The sequence below is a fragment of the Bacillus haimaensis genome (assembly GCF_048270625.1).
Lineage (GTDB): Bacteria > Bacillota > Bacilli > Bacillales > Bacillaceae_I > Sutcliffiella_A > Sutcliffiella_A haimaensis.
Genome location: NZ_CP158164.1, coordinates 2,273,646 through 2,288,669 on the forward strand (window position 1 = coordinate 2,273,646; position 15,024 = coordinate 2,288,669).

14 protein-coding genes are annotated in these 15,024 nt (G+C 44.1%); 2 read left to right on the forward strand and 12 right to left on the reverse strand.

Translation table 11 applies throughout. From position 1 onward, the window contains the following. Positions 1-7: 7 nt before the first annotated feature. The 5 genes from ilvN to ilvA form a co-directional block, all read right to left on the reverse strand. Entirely contained in the window at positions 8-265 is a 258-nt protein-coding gene (gene ilvN, locus ABN702_RS11555; RefSeq protein WP_204419415.1) for an acetolactate synthase small subunit, read from the reverse strand. Then, positions 262-1,977 carry a biosynthetic-type acetolactate synthase large subunit gene (gene ilvB, locus ABN702_RS11560; protein WP_417897010.1) on the reverse strand — a complete coding sequence of 572 codons (1,716 nt, stop codon included), beginning with the start codon at positions 1,975-1,977 and terminating at the stop codon, positions 262-264. Before ilvB ends, ilvN begins: the two co-directional genes overlap by 4 nt. A 21-nt stretch (positions 1,978-1,998) precedes the next feature. Next, positions 1,999-3,666: a dihydroxy-acid dehydratase gene (gene ilvD / locus ABN702_RS11565; RefSeq protein WP_417897011.1), complete on the reverse strand. Its 1,668-nt coding sequence runs from the start codon at positions 3,664-3,666 to the stop codon at positions 1,999-2,001. Positions 3,667-3,791: 125 nt separating this feature from the next. Beyond that, on the reverse strand, positions 3,792-4,736 hold the full coding sequence (gene ilvE / locus ABN702_RS11570) for a branched-chain-amino-acid transaminase (RefSeq protein ID WP_417897012.1): 945 nt from the start codon (positions 4,734-4,736) through the stop codon (positions 3,792-3,794). 530 nt (positions 4,737-5,266) lie between these two features. Continuing rightward, positions 5,267-6,526: a threonine ammonia-lyase IlvA gene (ilvA, locus tag ABN702_RS11575; protein ID WP_417897013.1), complete on the reverse strand. Its 1,260-nt coding sequence runs from the start codon at positions 6,524-6,526 to the stop codon at positions 5,267-5,269. A gap of 191 nt (positions 6,527-6,717) precedes the next feature. On the opposite strand from ilvA, the gene ABN702_RS11580 reads away from it, so the two are divergent. Continuing rightward, positions 6,718-7,566: a patatin-like phospholipase family protein gene (locus ABN702_RS11580; RefSeq protein ID WP_417897014.1), complete on the forward strand. Its 849-nt coding sequence runs from the start codon at positions 6,718-6,720 to the stop codon at positions 7,564-7,566. Between the two features lie 16 nt (positions 7,567-7,582). Continuing rightward, positions 7,583-8,938, forward strand: coding sequence for an MFS transporter (locus ABN702_RS11585; protein WP_417897015.1), 1,356 nt, complete (start codon positions 7,583-7,585; stop codon positions 8,936-8,938). Between the two features lie 235 nt (positions 8,939-9,173). Here the strand turns inward: ABN702_RS11585 and ABN702_RS11590 are convergent, their stop codons facing one another. The 7 genes from ABN702_RS11590 to ABN702_RS11620 form a co-directional block, all read right to left on the reverse strand. Beyond that, entirely contained in the window at positions 9,174-10,115 is a 942-nt protein-coding gene (locus tag ABN702_RS11590; RefSeq protein WP_417897016.1) for an NAD(P)H-binding protein, read from the reverse strand. Between the two features lie 52 nt (positions 10,116-10,167). After that, entirely contained in the window at positions 10,168-10,737 is a 570-nt protein-coding gene (locus ABN702_RS11595) for a TetR/AcrR family transcriptional regulator (RefSeq protein ID WP_417897017.1), read from the reverse strand. Between the two features lie 119 nt (positions 10,738-10,856). Beyond that, entirely contained in the window at positions 10,857-11,567 is a 711-nt protein-coding gene (gene chbG / locus ABN702_RS11600) for a chitin disaccharide deacetylase (RefSeq protein ID WP_417897018.1), read from the reverse strand. Between the two features lie 19 nt (positions 11,568-11,586). Next, positions 11,587-12,930 (reverse strand): 6-phospho-beta-glucosidase, encoded by a 1,344-nt coding sequence (locus ABN702_RS11605; protein WP_417897019.1) that lies wholly within the window; start codon positions 12,928-12,930, stop codon positions 11,587-11,589. A 5-nt stretch (positions 12,931-12,935) separates the two neighbouring features. Then, positions 12,936-13,259, reverse strand: coding sequence for a PTS lactose/cellobiose transporter subunit IIA (locus ABN702_RS11610; RefSeq protein WP_417897020.1), 324 nt, complete (start codon positions 13,257-13,259; stop codon positions 12,936-12,938). Next, positions 13,252-14,589, reverse strand: a complete 1,338-nt coding sequence (locus ABN702_RS11615; RefSeq protein WP_417897021.1) for a PTS sugar transporter subunit IIC — start codon at positions 14,587-14,589, stop codon at positions 13,252-13,254. Before ABN702_RS11615 ends, ABN702_RS11610 begins: the two co-directional genes overlap by 8 nt. A gap of 4 nt (positions 14,590-14,593) precedes the next feature. After that, positions 14,594-14,899 carry a PTS sugar transporter subunit IIB gene (locus ABN702_RS11620; RefSeq protein ID WP_417897022.1) on the reverse strand — a complete coding sequence of 102 codons (306 nt, stop codon included), beginning with the start codon at positions 14,897-14,899 and terminating at the stop codon, positions 14,594-14,596. Between the last annotated feature and the right edge of the window lie 125 nt (positions 14,900-15,024).

Genomic DNA, 15,024 nt, shown 5'->3' on the forward strand with positions numbered 1-15,024 from the left:
AATTCAGTTAATTGGAAAGAGCAATCTGTTCAGAAATGTCTGTAATTTGAATAACATCAATCTGCTTATCCAACTGGAGCTTTATTCTTTCTACTTCCTGTTCCTCCACCACATTAACGACAATGGTCATAAGGGAGATGGACGATTCATTGACCGGTGCGACGGCCAGGCTTTCAATATTCAGTCCTTTTCTTAAAAAAAGGTTGGTCAACCTGTTCAATACACCCAACTGATTGTTCACAAGGAGCGAGAGTGTCCGCTTCATGGCTTCACACCTTCCATTTGTTGAATTCCTTTTCCAGGGGCGATCATCGGATAGACGTTCTCAGTCGGTGTCACCCGGCAGTCCAAGAGATAAGGTTCGTCCGTTGCAAGTGCTAGGGCAAAAGCAGTTCGAAACTCCTCTTCATTCTGAACGATGGCCGCCTTGATTCCAAAAGCATCCGAAAGCTTCACATAATCCGGCTGATTGGGCAATAGGGATTCCGAATATCTTTCCTGATAGAACAGCTGCTGCCATTGGCGTACCATTCCCATGGACTGATTATTGACGAGCACCACTTTTACAGGAAGCTTATATTCTTTTAGAACTGCAAGCTCCTGAAGTGTCATCTGGAACCCGGCATCCCCAAGGACAGCTATTACTGCTGCATCTTTGTCGGCCACCTGCGCACCGATAGCTGCCGGTAAGCCAAATCCCATTGTCCCCAAGCCACCCGATGTTACCCATCTATCAGGCTGCCTGAAACCATGGAACTGTGCTGCCCACATTTGATGCTGGCCGACATCTGTTGTGATAATGGCTTCCCCTTTGGAGAGCTCATGAACAAGTTCCAATAATCGCTGTGGTTTGAATGTTTTGCCATCTTCTACATACCATAATGGAAATTCTTCCTTTGATTGAAGCAAGCGTTCCAGCCATTCCCCTTTATCTCCTGTTTCCAGTACTTCATTCAATAGGAGTTGAAGAGAATTTGAGGCATCGCCGACTACCGGGTAGTCTGTCGGTACATTTTTTCCGATTTCTGATGGATCGATATCAAAATGGACAACTTTTGCAAATTTTGCAAACTCCTGCAGGTTACCTGTCAGCCTATCATCAAATCTTGCCCCAATATTGATGATCAGATCTGCTTCATATAAAGCCATATTGGCCGTATATGTTCCATGCATCCCTGCCATTCCCAGAAACAAAGGGTGGTCATACGGGAAACTTCCCAAACCCAGTAAGGTGTTTGCTACAGGAATGGTCGTTTTTGCAACGAACTCTTTTAGTAGATTGCTTGCTTTACTGTGGAGAACTCCTGCACCTGCAAGAATAACCGGCTTGTCGGCTTTTTTGATTGCCTGCGCGACCTTTTTGATTGCTTCGGGATCTGGTTCTTTCTGTAATTTATATCCCGGTAGATGTACCCCTTTGGAATAATCGTAGATTCCTGAGGTAGCTGTAATATCTTTTGGAATGTCGATCAGCACTGGTCCAGGTCTTCCTGTTGAAGCAATATGGAAAGCTTCCTTAAATATCCTTGGCAATTCCTTTACATCCTGGACCTGGAAATTATGTTTGGTGATTGGCATGGAAATTCCAAGAATCGGTGCTTCCTGGAAAGCATCTGAACCAAGTACCTGTGAATTGACCTGACCGGTAATGACTACAAGCGGCAGCGAATCTATCATGGCATCCGCCAGACCTGTCACGATATTCGTGGCGCCGGGACCAGAGGTGGCAATCACGACTCCGGGCTTGCCTGTAATGCGCGCATATCCTTCTGCCGCATGTATCGCTCCCTGCTCATGTCTTGTTAAAAGATGAGGAATGCCTCCATCATATAGTGCATCGTAAATGTTCAGGACTGCACCGCCAGGATAACCGAATATCACCTCTACCTTCTCTTCCTTCAAGGCCTCCACTATCATGCGAGATCCTGTCAGTATTTTGTGCGCCACCTTCGTGCCACTAGTTTCTGCTGTACTCATTTGTTCTCCACCTCCTTATTTTTATACTTTCAATACTCCGCCTGTATTTGCAGAAGTGACGAGGGCCGCATATCTTGCCAAGTATCCGCTTTTGACTTTCGGCTCGGGAGGCTGCCAATTGGTTTTACGGGCTTCCAATTCTTCCTTTTCCACAAGCAGATAAATGGTGCGTTTCTCTAAATCTATCTGAATGGTGTCCCCATTTTCCACAAATGCAATAGGGCCTCCTTCTGCTGCTTCAGGTGATATATGACCAATGGAAATTCCCCTTGTAGCTCCTGAGAACCTGCCGTCCGTAATCAACGCTACCTTCGTCGATAAACCTCTCCCGGCAATGGATGAGGTCGGTGCCAGCATTTCCGGCATTCCCGGTCCACCTTTTGGACCCTCATAACGGATGACTACCACATGACCTTCCCTGACCTGGCCACTATCAATTCCTTTTTGTGCCTCTTCCTGAGATTCATAGATGATCGCTTCTCCGGTAAAGGACTTGATGGATGGATCAACCGCTCCAACCTTGATAACGCCTCCATTTGGTGCCAGATTCCCAAAAAGGATGCTGAGGCCGCCAACCGGACTGTATGGATTGTCTTTTCTTCTGATCACCCTGTCATTGACTATCTGGGCATGGTCGACTACTTCCTGGATGCTCTGGCCGGAAATCGTCAAGCGATCTGGGTGGATTGCGCCTTCGATTTGGCAAAGCTCCTTGATGATGGCACTGACTCCTCCTGCTTCATGAACGTCTTCCATGCTATAGTCCGAAGCGGGGCTTACTTTGCAAAGGTATGGCACTCGCTCTGCGATTTTATTGATATCTTCAAGTTTGTATTCAATCCCTGCTTCATGGGCTATGGCGAGTGTATGTAGTACGGTATTCGTGGAGCCGCCCATCGCCATATCCAATGCAAAAGCGTCATCAATTGCTTCTTTTGTAATAATGTCGCGTGGCCTCACATCTTCTTCAATTTGCCTCATGAGATGCTTGGCGGCGTCCCTGATCAACTGGTGGCGTCCTTCTGAAGTAGCAACCATGGTACCGTTACCAGGCAGGGCCACTCCCAGCATTTCCATCAATGTATTCATCGAATTTGCCGTAAACATCCCGGAACAGGAACCACATGTTGGACAGGCGCTCGATTCGATTTCAAGAAGCTCTTCACGGCTCATTTTACCGGAAAGCACACTTCCTACCCCTTCAAAGACAGATACAAGGGACAATGGCGCACCATCCTTTGTCCGGCCAGCCTCCATCGGGCCTCCTGATACGAAAACTGCCGGTACATTCGTTCTCGCTGCCGCCATCAACATTCCAGGTGTGATTTTGTCGCAATTCGGGATGTAGAATACCCCATCAAACCAGTGAGCATTTATGACTGTTTCAGCAGAGTCGGCAATCAATTCCCTGCTGGGCAGAGAGTAGCGCATCCCTATATGCCCCATCGCGATCCCGTCATCCACTCCGATGGTATTGAATTCAAAGGGTACACCTCCCGCGTCCCGAATCGCTTCCTTCACCACTTCCGCAAATTTATTTAGATGCATATGTCCCGGGATAATATCCACATAGGAATTGCAAACGCCGATGAACGGCTTATCCATATCTTCATCCTTCACTCCCGCCGCCCGCAGCAAGCTGCGATGGGGAGCCCGGTCGATTCCTCGTTTGATTGTGTTGCTTCTCATTTTAGCCGGTTCACTCCTTTGTGATGCTTTTTTGGGGGCCTGACCCTCAATGCTTTAAAGCGGTGGGGGTCAGGCACCTTTTTAGTGATTTAAAGAACAAAAGATTCAAAGCGAATCATTCATCCTCAATGATTCAGTGCTTCACCAAGCAAGACGCCGCCGCTGATTTCCCATCCAACTTGGTTTTTTTCCGGATATACTTTCAGTCCATCTTCCACTACAAGTTTCCGGAAATGATTTAGTAGATTGTGTGTTTCTTTTCCCGGCTTTCCGTCCGCAATCATCCGTGCGTCCAGGCTCACTACCGGAATGACCTCCGCTGCAGTACCTGTCAGGAATACTTCATCTGCCACATATACGTCATGTCTTGTGAACGGCTCCTCGCGAACATCATATCCAAGATCCTTTGCCAGGTCGATGATGGCGTTTCGGGTGATTCCCTCCAGCGCTCCTACATAGCTTGGTGGGGTCAAGAGCTTTTTCCCTTTCAGGATAAAGATGTTCTGTCCGGATCCTTCTGCCACATAGCCTTCCGTATTTAATGTCAGAGCCTCATTCGCTCCTGCCATGTTGGCTTCGGCTTTTACCATGATGTTATTTAAATAATTGAGCGATTTTACTTTCGGACTTAGGATATCGGGTCGGTTCCTTCTAGTAGGAACCGTCACCATGCTAATACCAACGTCGTACAGTTCTTTTGGGAATAATGCCAGCTGCTCGGCAATGACAATCAGATTTGGGGTTTTGCATTTTGTGGGATCTAAACCGAGATCGCCGACTCCTCTGGAAACCACCAATCGGATATAAGCTGACTCATACAGCTTGTTTTTCCTCAGGGTCTCGACGATAATGTCCTCAAGTTCAGACATGGTATAGGGGATGTTTAAAAGAATGGATCTTGCTGAATCATAAAGTCTTTCAAGATGCTCACGAAGGCGGAAAACATTTCCGTCGTACATTCGGATACCTTCAAAGATGCCATCTCCGTAAAGGAACCCGTGATCATATACAGATACAACTGCCTTCTCTTTTTCTACTAATTGGCCATTCATATAGATGTATCTACACATAGCTAATCTCCTCTTTCTCTGTTTTATTATTTGAATATTCTGATAAATAAATGTTAAAAAGTTGCCCCTTAGACAGGTTGAATACACGTTGTGCGTCAATCAGAACCTATCCGTAGAGGCTTTTTTCCTCACGGTGTACATCATCGCCAGGGATGATGCTGGTATCGCTTGGACCAGTCATGCTACAGGAAACTCAAGGTGTAAATACGAAATATCATTTCATTACTTCACCGCTTTATTTTCCTGAAAACATCGGAACCCTAGATACCCTCCTGATAAGGGAATTGTTATTTCCTTACTCAATGTTTGTTTGAGTTGTTGTTATTTTAATACCGTCCATACAGGAGGTCAACACCCAAATTCAGATAATTCTAATTTTACAGACTATTTTAAAGCGCTTTCATTTTTGTCCCATCAACAAAGAAAACGTTTACAAAAACCTTGTAAAAAAAATTTACATACCCTCTTTTTCTTACGTATAAACAGAAAAAAGGACGAAAATTCTCGTCCTTTTCTTTACCTTGTTTATATTATATTAATAAATTAAACAGCTGCTTATCCTTATTGATTTCCAAATAGGCAAAGCCTTTCTTATTCATCCGATCAATCAGGGAAAAATAATCCTCTTGAACCCTGAGCTCCACTCCTACCAGAACAGGACCTTTGTCCCTATTGTTCTTTTTTGTATATTCAAAACGGGTAATATCATCTGTTTCGCCAAGGACATCTTCCATGAATTCACGGAGCGCTCCGGCTCTTTGGGGGAATTTGACGATAAAATAGTGCTTTAATCCCTCATAGATCAGTGAGCGTTCCTTCATTTCCTGCATCCGATCCAAGTCATTATTGCCTCCACTCACTACGCAGACAACCGTTTTCCCTTTGATTTCCTCCTTATAGAAATCGAGTGCGGCTATCGAAAGGGCTCCTGCCGGTTCTGCAATGATTGCATTTTCATTGTAAAGGTTAAGGATGGTGGTGCACACCTTCCCTTCCGGAACAAGGATGATATCATCTACTAAATCTTTTGCCATTTCAAAAGACAGCTGCCCTACCTGTTTTACTGCAGCACCGTCTACAAAGCTGTCAATTTCCTCTAAGGTAACCACTTCATTCATGGAGATGGATTGTTTCATTCCAGGCGCACCCATCGGCTCTACCCCGATGATTTTTGTATGGGGGGCTACACTTTTGAGGTAAGAACCCACTCCAGATACGAGACCACCACCCCCGATACCCATAAACACAAAGGAACATTCCTCGTCAAGCTGTTCCATCACTTCCAGACCAACTGTTCCCTGTCCGGTGATGGTGAGAGGATCATCAAATGGATGCACGAATTTCATGCCTTCCTGTTCACAGATCTCCCAGGCTTTTTGATAGGAGTCATCATAGGTGTCCCCTGTCAGGACAACTTCTGTAAAATCACCGCCAAAAAATTCAACCCGGGAAACCTTTTGCCGCGGTGTGGTTGTCGGCATATAGATCTTCCCTTTGATGCCAAGCTCTTTGCAGGCATAGGCCACTCCTTGGGCATGATTTCCCGCACTCGCACATACGACCCCTCTTTTCCTTTGTTCATCAGTTAGGCTTTGAACCAGATAATAGGCTCCCCTTATTTTAAACGAACGAACTACCTGAAGATCCTCTCTTTTCAAATAGACCTTGCACTGATATCGCTCCGATAAAATGGGATCCAACTGCAAAGGAGTCCGTGTCACAACATCCTTCAACACCTCCCTGGCATGTTCGATGTCTTCTACCCGTACCCCGTTATGTATCACTTTCATTACTCACCCGCTCCTTTCAAGCTGTTCGGAAAGAATATTGTGAATTATTGTACAACAGCTTGATAGCCGATGTCACTACCCGATTTTTTAGAATCCACAGTTTGGTACGGCAAAAAACCCGAGCATCCACTCTGACAAGTCGGAACAAGTTTTGGTACAATAACACTTATTAAAAAAAGAGGGGCTATCTTATGCTGAATAGTGGACTTGTATTGGAAGGCGGCGGTATGAGAGGTGTATATACTGCAGGAATTCTGGAATACTTCATGGAAAAGGATCTTTATTTTCCTTATGTGATAGGCGTTTCCGCCGGCGCTTGCATGGCAGCCTCCTACCTGTCGAGGCAAAAAGGCAGAAACAGACAGGTGAATATCGAATACGTGAAGGACCCGCGTTACCTTTCCTATCGCAATTATTGGAAGAAGAAACAGCTATTTGATATGGATTTCGTTTTTGATGAAATTCCTAACAGGCTTGTGCCGTATGATTATGAGACATTCCTGAAAAGAACCGAGCAATTTGTCGTGGTGACAACAGATTGTATGACGGGTGAACCCATTTATTATCATATGGATGAGCACGGGGAAAGCATGCTTCAATTGATTCGGGCTTCCAGTTCCCTCCCATTTGTCGCACCGGTTGTTTCCTATCAGGATCGATTTTTATTGGATGGCGGAATCATCGATCCGATCCCTATTAAAAAAGCACAGCAGGACGGGTTCCAAAAAAATGTTGTCATATTGACGAAGCCTGTTGGATATAAGAAGAAAGCAAGCCGCTTTTCTTCTCTCTTCAAATACAAGCAATATCCTATCATTTCTGAAAAGCTGCAGACTCGTTATCAACAGTATAATGATACACTCAACTATATTGAAAAAGAGAAAGAGAAAGGGACCACCTTCCTATTCCAACCAAGCAAGCCGCTTCCGGTCAGTCGGATTGAAAAGAACCAGCAGAGGCTTATAGATTTATATGAACTAGGTTGGCAGGATGCAAAAAATAACTATGAGAAGCTTCTTGCTTTTTTAGAAAAACAATAGAAACTTGGTGATCGTTATGGGGCTGGATTCGGCCAACAGACAGGCAGTTGAGCAGCCTGTACTTCAAGAAACTAAAGTGATTCTCTTCTGGAGCATTACCGTTTGGCTGGTGGTCATGAATACGACGATGTTCAACGTTGCGCTCCCCAGTGTTCTGAGGGAGCTGTCACTTTCCTCTTCAACCGCTTCCTGGATTGTGTCAGGCTATTCGATTGTCTTTGCTATCGCAACATTGACATACAGCCGTTTATCCGACTTTCTTCCTATTCGCCGGCTGTTGACCATCGGTTTAAGCTTATTGGCCATTTCCTCCATTATTGGATTTTTATCAAAAGATTTTTATATGCTATTAGGGGCCAGACTCCTTCAGGCTGCCGGAGCTGGAGCGGTACCTGGTCTGGCGATGGTGCTTGCAGGAAGATACATACCGATCTCCCGCAGAGGTAAAGCGATGGCTTTCATCTCATCTGCAGCAAGCCTGGGCTTTGGACTTGGTCCTGTTATCGGAGGCATGATCACCCAGTATCTAGGGTGGCATTACCTTTTCATGGTTACAGGCTTTGTCTTGCTTTTGCTCCCTATTTTTAGGCGTCTACTGCCTTATGAAGAGGTGCAGAAAGGGAAATTTGATATTATAGGCAGCATATTGATCGGACTTGGTGTGACAGGGCTTCTCCTTTATCTATCGAGCTTTTCAATTCCAGTTTTACTTGTGAGCCTAGTTATTCTTGGCTGGCTCTGGTGGCATATCCATCGGATTCCAATGCCTTTCATCCAACCTGCATTATTAAAAGACAGACAATTTACAAAGCTTCTTTTTATAGGATTTGGTGCATTTGTCACCCATTTTTCTTCACTTTTCCTGATGCCGATCATGCTTTCTGTGATTTTTGAAAAGGAGCCGGCCACCATCGGATTGTTGATATTTCCTGGTGCCATTCTATCCGCGATTGCTGCTCAATTCATAGGCAGATTGATCGATCGTTTCGGAAATATACCCTTAATATTATTTGGAGAAAGCTTTCTTATCGTAGCAACTTTGTCCTTTGCATTTTTCGGGGTACTCTCGCCCTACGCCATTTTATTTACTTATATGTTCATGAGTACAGGATTTTCAGCATTAACCTCGAGCATTTCCAATGAAATCTCCAGGATTCTCGACAAAAAGCAACTTGGAGCAGGAATGGGAATTGCCCAGCTTGTCCAGTTTTTTGGAGGAGCTTTTGGAGTGGCATTAACCGGTCTTCTTCTTGTATGGCAATCCGGGATATCTGTGGAGACTGCCTACCGTAACATCTTTATCGGACTGACTTTACTATTATCCTTGACCCTTGCTGTTTTTCTGCATTATAGGAAAAACAAAGGTCTTTGATGCATAAGACAATTTACGTGAAATGCCAATAGCTTGCTGCTATTGGCATTTTCATTGGGATTAATGTTCAAAAAAGCCATTAGCACGCTGCTATTGGCCTTTTCATTTGGGTTTATATTCAAAAAAGCCATTAGCACGCTGCTATCGGCCTTTTCATGGGGTTAATCGTTAATAAAAGCCATTAGGCATGCAATAGGACTAGAATTCCATTCTCAGCCTCTTCATTTTCCACAGGTCATCTCTGCCCACTTTTCATGTATTGGATGGTCTCCTTCAGCCCATCTTCGTATGAAGTCCGGGGGAGGGGTCCTATTTTGTTCTCATATTTCGATCCAGAAAGGATTGTTTCCTCATTTGCAATGTACTGCATCTCCAATCCCTCTCTCATGTCCTTACCGGCAAACAGGCTGAAAAAAGCAAACATCGGTTTTGAAATGGAGTAGAGGGACTTTTTCTCTCCCAGTTCATTTTTTATCAATAGTTCCAGTTCATTACCTGTAATGGTCCTGTTTGCAGGAATGTTCCAGCTCTGTCCGTAAGCATTCGGGTGGAGCGCCAAAGTAACCATTGCTTTGGCTCCATCAGTGGTGAGGAGGAATTCTCTTGCAATAGTTTTCGGACCTACATATCCCGCTTTATTTTTCGATACAATTTGGTCCAGCGTATAATGCATGTAGGTATTGGTTGCATTAGGACCATAGAAATCTGGAAAGTGTGCAATGAAAGCAGGTACCTCTGAATTGAAAATCAGTTGTTCCATTTCTAAACGGATTTTACCTTTTTTCGTATGAGGTCTTTTCTTTGTTCCCTCTGTTAATAATTTTGCATTGCTTTTTCCATAAGCATAGATGTTATCGACAACCGCAAGCTTTGCTCCAGTCATTTCGGCAGCTTTTAGAATATTCTTTACGATTGGAAGTAACTTTTCTTTCCATTGTGAGTAAGGGATATTCAGTGCATGAAAGATGACGTCACAACCTTGGGCAGCATCTATTAATTGTTGGGTATTCCCAGCATCCCCTGCCTGAATCGTCACTAATTCTTCTTCTCCAAATAATTCCCCCAGTTTTCCCCCACCTCTTGCAAAAGCTACAGCCTCTATACCTCGACTGACTAATTCCTTAACGATTGCATACCCCATTCCACCTGATGCACCAATTACTAACGCTTTTTTCATAATCAAATCCCTCCCCTTTAATTAACCACCGGTCAAATAATGACAAAAATTATTACCCCAAGGATTTCAGGATAAAATCTACATGCCCTTTTGCTAACAGCTCCACATCCTGGAAGCTTTCCTCACATCTGCAATAATGACTGACAAAGCCATGTAAGGATAGAAAAACGGACCAAGTTTTTTGAATGGATATCCTATGATTACTCAATGTGACAAGCGAATATGCAAATTTCTCATAGGATTTATTCGGACCAGTATTGATATAGTTGCGAACATCCTCGTCCCCCACCATAAACATCATTTCATAATGACTTTTGTTCTCAAGACCGAATTGAATGAACTTCAACAGTACTTCACGAATTTTCTCTTCGTTTGTCAGATCAGTTGCTAAAACTTTATCAAGCCACTGATCCAACCATTTAAAATCATTTTCGATCATTGCATAAAACAGTTCCGCTTTATTCTTAAAATGATAGTATAGGGCTCCATGGCTATAACCGAGTGACGTAGCTATCTGCCTCATAGAGACATGCTGGTAGCCCTTGCTTGTGAAAAGTTCCCGTGCAGCTATCATGATTTTCTCCTGGGTAAGCTCTTGTGCGACAGATTTTCTTGGTGACATAAAAGCCCCTCCATTTAATTGACCACTGTTTAATTAAAATGTAGAGGATATAGAAAATAATGTCAAGATATTTTTCGCATGATAAAGAGGGCTTAGTAATGACCAGCCCTCCCTACTTCTTATCCAAGCTCGATTGCCTCTGACAGTTTTGTCTGAATCAAAATTTCCAATTCCTTCAATCGGTGAAGATTATAGGAGGATTCCTTCATCAGGTATGAATCCACATAAGCTGGATGACACATTACCTCCACTGTAGTATCTGGTCCCACTTTTTTTGGCAACTTCTTAAAATAATCCTCTCTGACTCCATCTCCGTAAAAATCCAGCAAACAACTGTCGGTAAAGGCAGGCACACCTCTTAATTGTTCATGTCCATTAGCTCGGACAGGCAGCCCATAAGTGATGGATAGCCGTTGGACAACCGGCAAAAGGTCTTCCCATGTATGGATGTGATGATGGCTGTCCATATGAGTGGGCTTTAGACCTGTCTGAAGGAACTTTTCAATCTGTGCTGTCCATTCCTTTTCCACTTCTTCCAAATCAAGAAGATCCTTGTTTTGCATAGCATGGGGTAACGGATGGAAAGCTCCTTCCTTCCCTACCAGTGATGGAACGTTACCGGATAGTGGTTTACCGCAAGTCAAGACCAGATGAATGCCTACCTTCAGGGAAGGGGTCTGTTTTGCCAGGGCTATGGCATGCTCTGTTCCCGGGGTGTTCATCATCATTGTAGTGGAGTTTACAATTCCGTATAGGTGAGAGTCCATTATTCCGTAGTTAACCCCGCGACACAATCCAAAATCATCAGCATTGACTATTAGGCGTATCAAATCCTCCCCCCTTCTCCTTTTAACTTGAAAGGATGATATTTTCCCTGTTAAAGAAATTCGGCAGATAAACTTTATGTGCTTCCAGCATTTCATCCAAAATCTTTTTGGCAATTTTGTCCGACCCTACTAGAGGATTAATTGTTAATGCCAAGAGCGCAGTTTCATAGTTTCCGGTGATGGCTGCCTCAATTGTAATCCTTTCAAACGATTTAATTGATTGTATCAGCCCTTGGACTGGTACCGGCAGCTCCCCTACAGCAATAGGCTTTGGGCCATCCTTTGTGATGATGCAGCTGATTTCCACTGCTGAGTTGTGAGGAATCCCTTTTATTGCCCCATCGTTCTTTATGTTAACCGGCTGAATATCCTTTTTATCAGTGTAGATGGAATGGATCAGCCTGCATGCAGCATCGCTGTAATACGCTCCTCCTCGTTGCTCAAGCTGCAGTGGCTTTTCGGTAAGCGTTGGATTTTTATAGAGTTCAAACAGGGCATCCTCCAGCTTTTTCACAACTTCCGCTCTGGTACCGTCTTCTTTGGATGCTTGAATCTCTTTCTCTACCATTTCTCTGGTTTTATAATAGTATGCATGATAAGGACATGGAAAGAGATTGAGTGCTTTAAGAAATTCCGGCTCCCATCCCATTGCATGGATATTCTTCATTGTCACCGATTTGTCCGGATTCGAAAGCAGCTTGATTAACTTTTCCTTCACACTTATTCCATCTACAAATACATCCAGTCCATATACCAAATGATTTAGCCCAGCAAAATCAATTCTAACCCTGGAGTGCTCCACATCAAGAAGCTTTGCAGCCCCCATTTCCATCCCGATCGGCACATTGCACAAACCCACCACTCTCTTGATGTTTGTGTTCCGGATTACCGCTTCCGTAATCATTCCTGCTGGATTGGTAAAATTGATGAGCCAAGCATCCGGGCAGAGCTCCTCCATTTCCTTGCAGATTTCGAGAATTACAGGAATGGTGCGCAAGGCTTTAAAAAAACCCCCAGGACCATTTGTTTCCTGACCCAAAACCCCGTACTTCAACGGAATTCGCTCATCCTTTGCTCTGGCCTCCAATAAGCCTACCCGGAATTGGGTGGTCACAAAGTCTGCGTCTTTAAGTGCCATTCTGCGATCTAATGTCAAATGGATATCAATTGGCACCCCAGCCTTTTGAACCATCCGTTTCGCCAGGTTTCCGACAATATCCAGCTTCTCTTTTCCCTCTTCGATGTCCACCAGCCAGATTTCCTTTACCGGCAATTCCTCAAAGCGTTTGATAAACCCTTCTATCAGTTCCGGAGTATAGCTGGAACCCCCGCCTATTGTAACGATTTTCAATCCCTTACTTTTCATTGCAACTATCCTCTCTCATGAAGCTTATCGTATAGATCAATAAACTCCCTTACTAAATCCTTCACCGTCAAAGCGTTCATCAAATGGTCCTGTGCATGGACAAGCAGGATGGGAACATCATAATGGTCCCCACCTGCCTCCGCTTGAATCAGTTCCGTTTGATAGCGATGCGCTTGCAGAAACTCTTTATCCGCATCTTCCAAAAGACTCCTGGAACGGTCGACGTTCCCCTTTTTCGCTTCCTGGAGGGCTTCCATCGCCATACTTCTGGCATTACCGCTGTAAAGTATCAATTGGAAGGATATATCGTATAGTTTTTCTTTATGCATCAATATGACTCCCTACATTAACATCAATTTTATTTTGCAGCTTTTTCTCATCTATTCTAGCGTTGATATACACAAAAGGCAGGTATATGGCAATGGATATCGCCAGGTTGACAAGGGCCAGAACCGCTCCCGAAATATGACCACCAGTTGCCAAATAGCCACCAATACCGGCAGGAGTCACCCACGGGATGCTTGCAGTAACAACCGGGTAGACCCATCCGATTTTTATTGCCGTATATGCAACAATTGTCATGATTACTGGAGCTGTAATGAACGGAATCAACCATAGCGGATTCAATACAATCGGCAATCCGAAAAGTAAAGGTTCATTGATTTGAAATACCCCAGGTGGTGTCCCCAAGGCTAGCAGCTGCTTATGCCTTTTTCTCGCTGCCAAAAACATGGCAATGATCAGTCCCAAGGTTGCTCCCGATCCACCGAGGTAGACAAACGCATCAAGGAACGGGCCTGCGAGGATGGCGTACTTATCTAAATCCGTCACTCCCATTGCATACAAGTCCGTATTCTTTGTTCCAAGTGACGTGAAAAGTGGTGTAGTGATGCCTCCCAGGATATTCGGACCGTGGAGACCTACTGCCCAGAATACATGTACCAGAAGAACAATCAGTATTGCAAAGAAGAGGGAATCGGCAGCACTAGTCAATGGAGCTACCAAAACAGTATTAAGCCAGTCGTTTAATGGCTTACCATCCGAAAGCATCCTGAATAGTAATCCGAATATTCCGAAACTTAAAATCGTAAGCATCCCTGGTATTAGTTTGGCAAATGCCCCTGCAACTGCTGGTGGAACCCCTTCCGGCAAACGGATGATAAAGGCTTTTACTCTCGTTAATCGAATGAAAACCTCTGTAGCCGCCAATGCGACAATAATACCAGTAAAAAGGGCAGTTGAATTGAAATATCCCCATCCAATAAATCCCCAAGCTCCTTCTGTTTCAGGTACGTTTGCCACTTGCGGAATCAGGAGGAAAAAGCAAGCAGCTGAGATGAGCATTGCTTCAAATCCATCATCTCCATAAGATTTTGCAAGCTTATGAGATATGCCAAATACCGCAAAAATCGTCATAAATGCAAAGGTTCCCCACCAAATGTCACCACCCAAAGTCGTCCATGTTGGACCGAAAATGCTCTCCATCATTTTTCCATACGGTTTGATAATGGATCCCAGATTATTCAATAGAACGGCAAAGGAACCGATCATGGTAATGGCGATCATACCTATCAAAGCGTCCCTGACGGCCAATAGGTGACGATTGTTACCGAACTTCACAGCTGTTGGCATAATATATTTTTCAAGAAAATCTTTCACAGCCCTATTCCCCCTTTGCTAATGCAATTGCACGGTTCAGAACTTCTTCTCCATTGCACAATCCGTAGTGCATGGGATTAATCGCTTCTACAGGAATCCTTCCATTTACCTCATTCTTCAATTGGTTTACCAGATATCGAACCTGGGGTCCCAACAGTAGAACATCCGCTTGATTGAGATGATTCTTTACTTCTGTGCTTCCCACAGCCCAAATCTTGCATTCTATCCCTTTGGAGATTGCGCTTTTTTCCATTTTGCTGACTAATAGACTCGTAGACATGCCAGCAGAACAACATAATAGAATATTCATAGATTCTCCCCCATCCAAGTAAGCGGTTACAAATTGTTTTTTATGAATCTTTCTTTTAAAATATCATGCTCTACCCACTTATGCGATACAATTTTAATCTCTATGGCATTTCCCCCTCTTCTCCC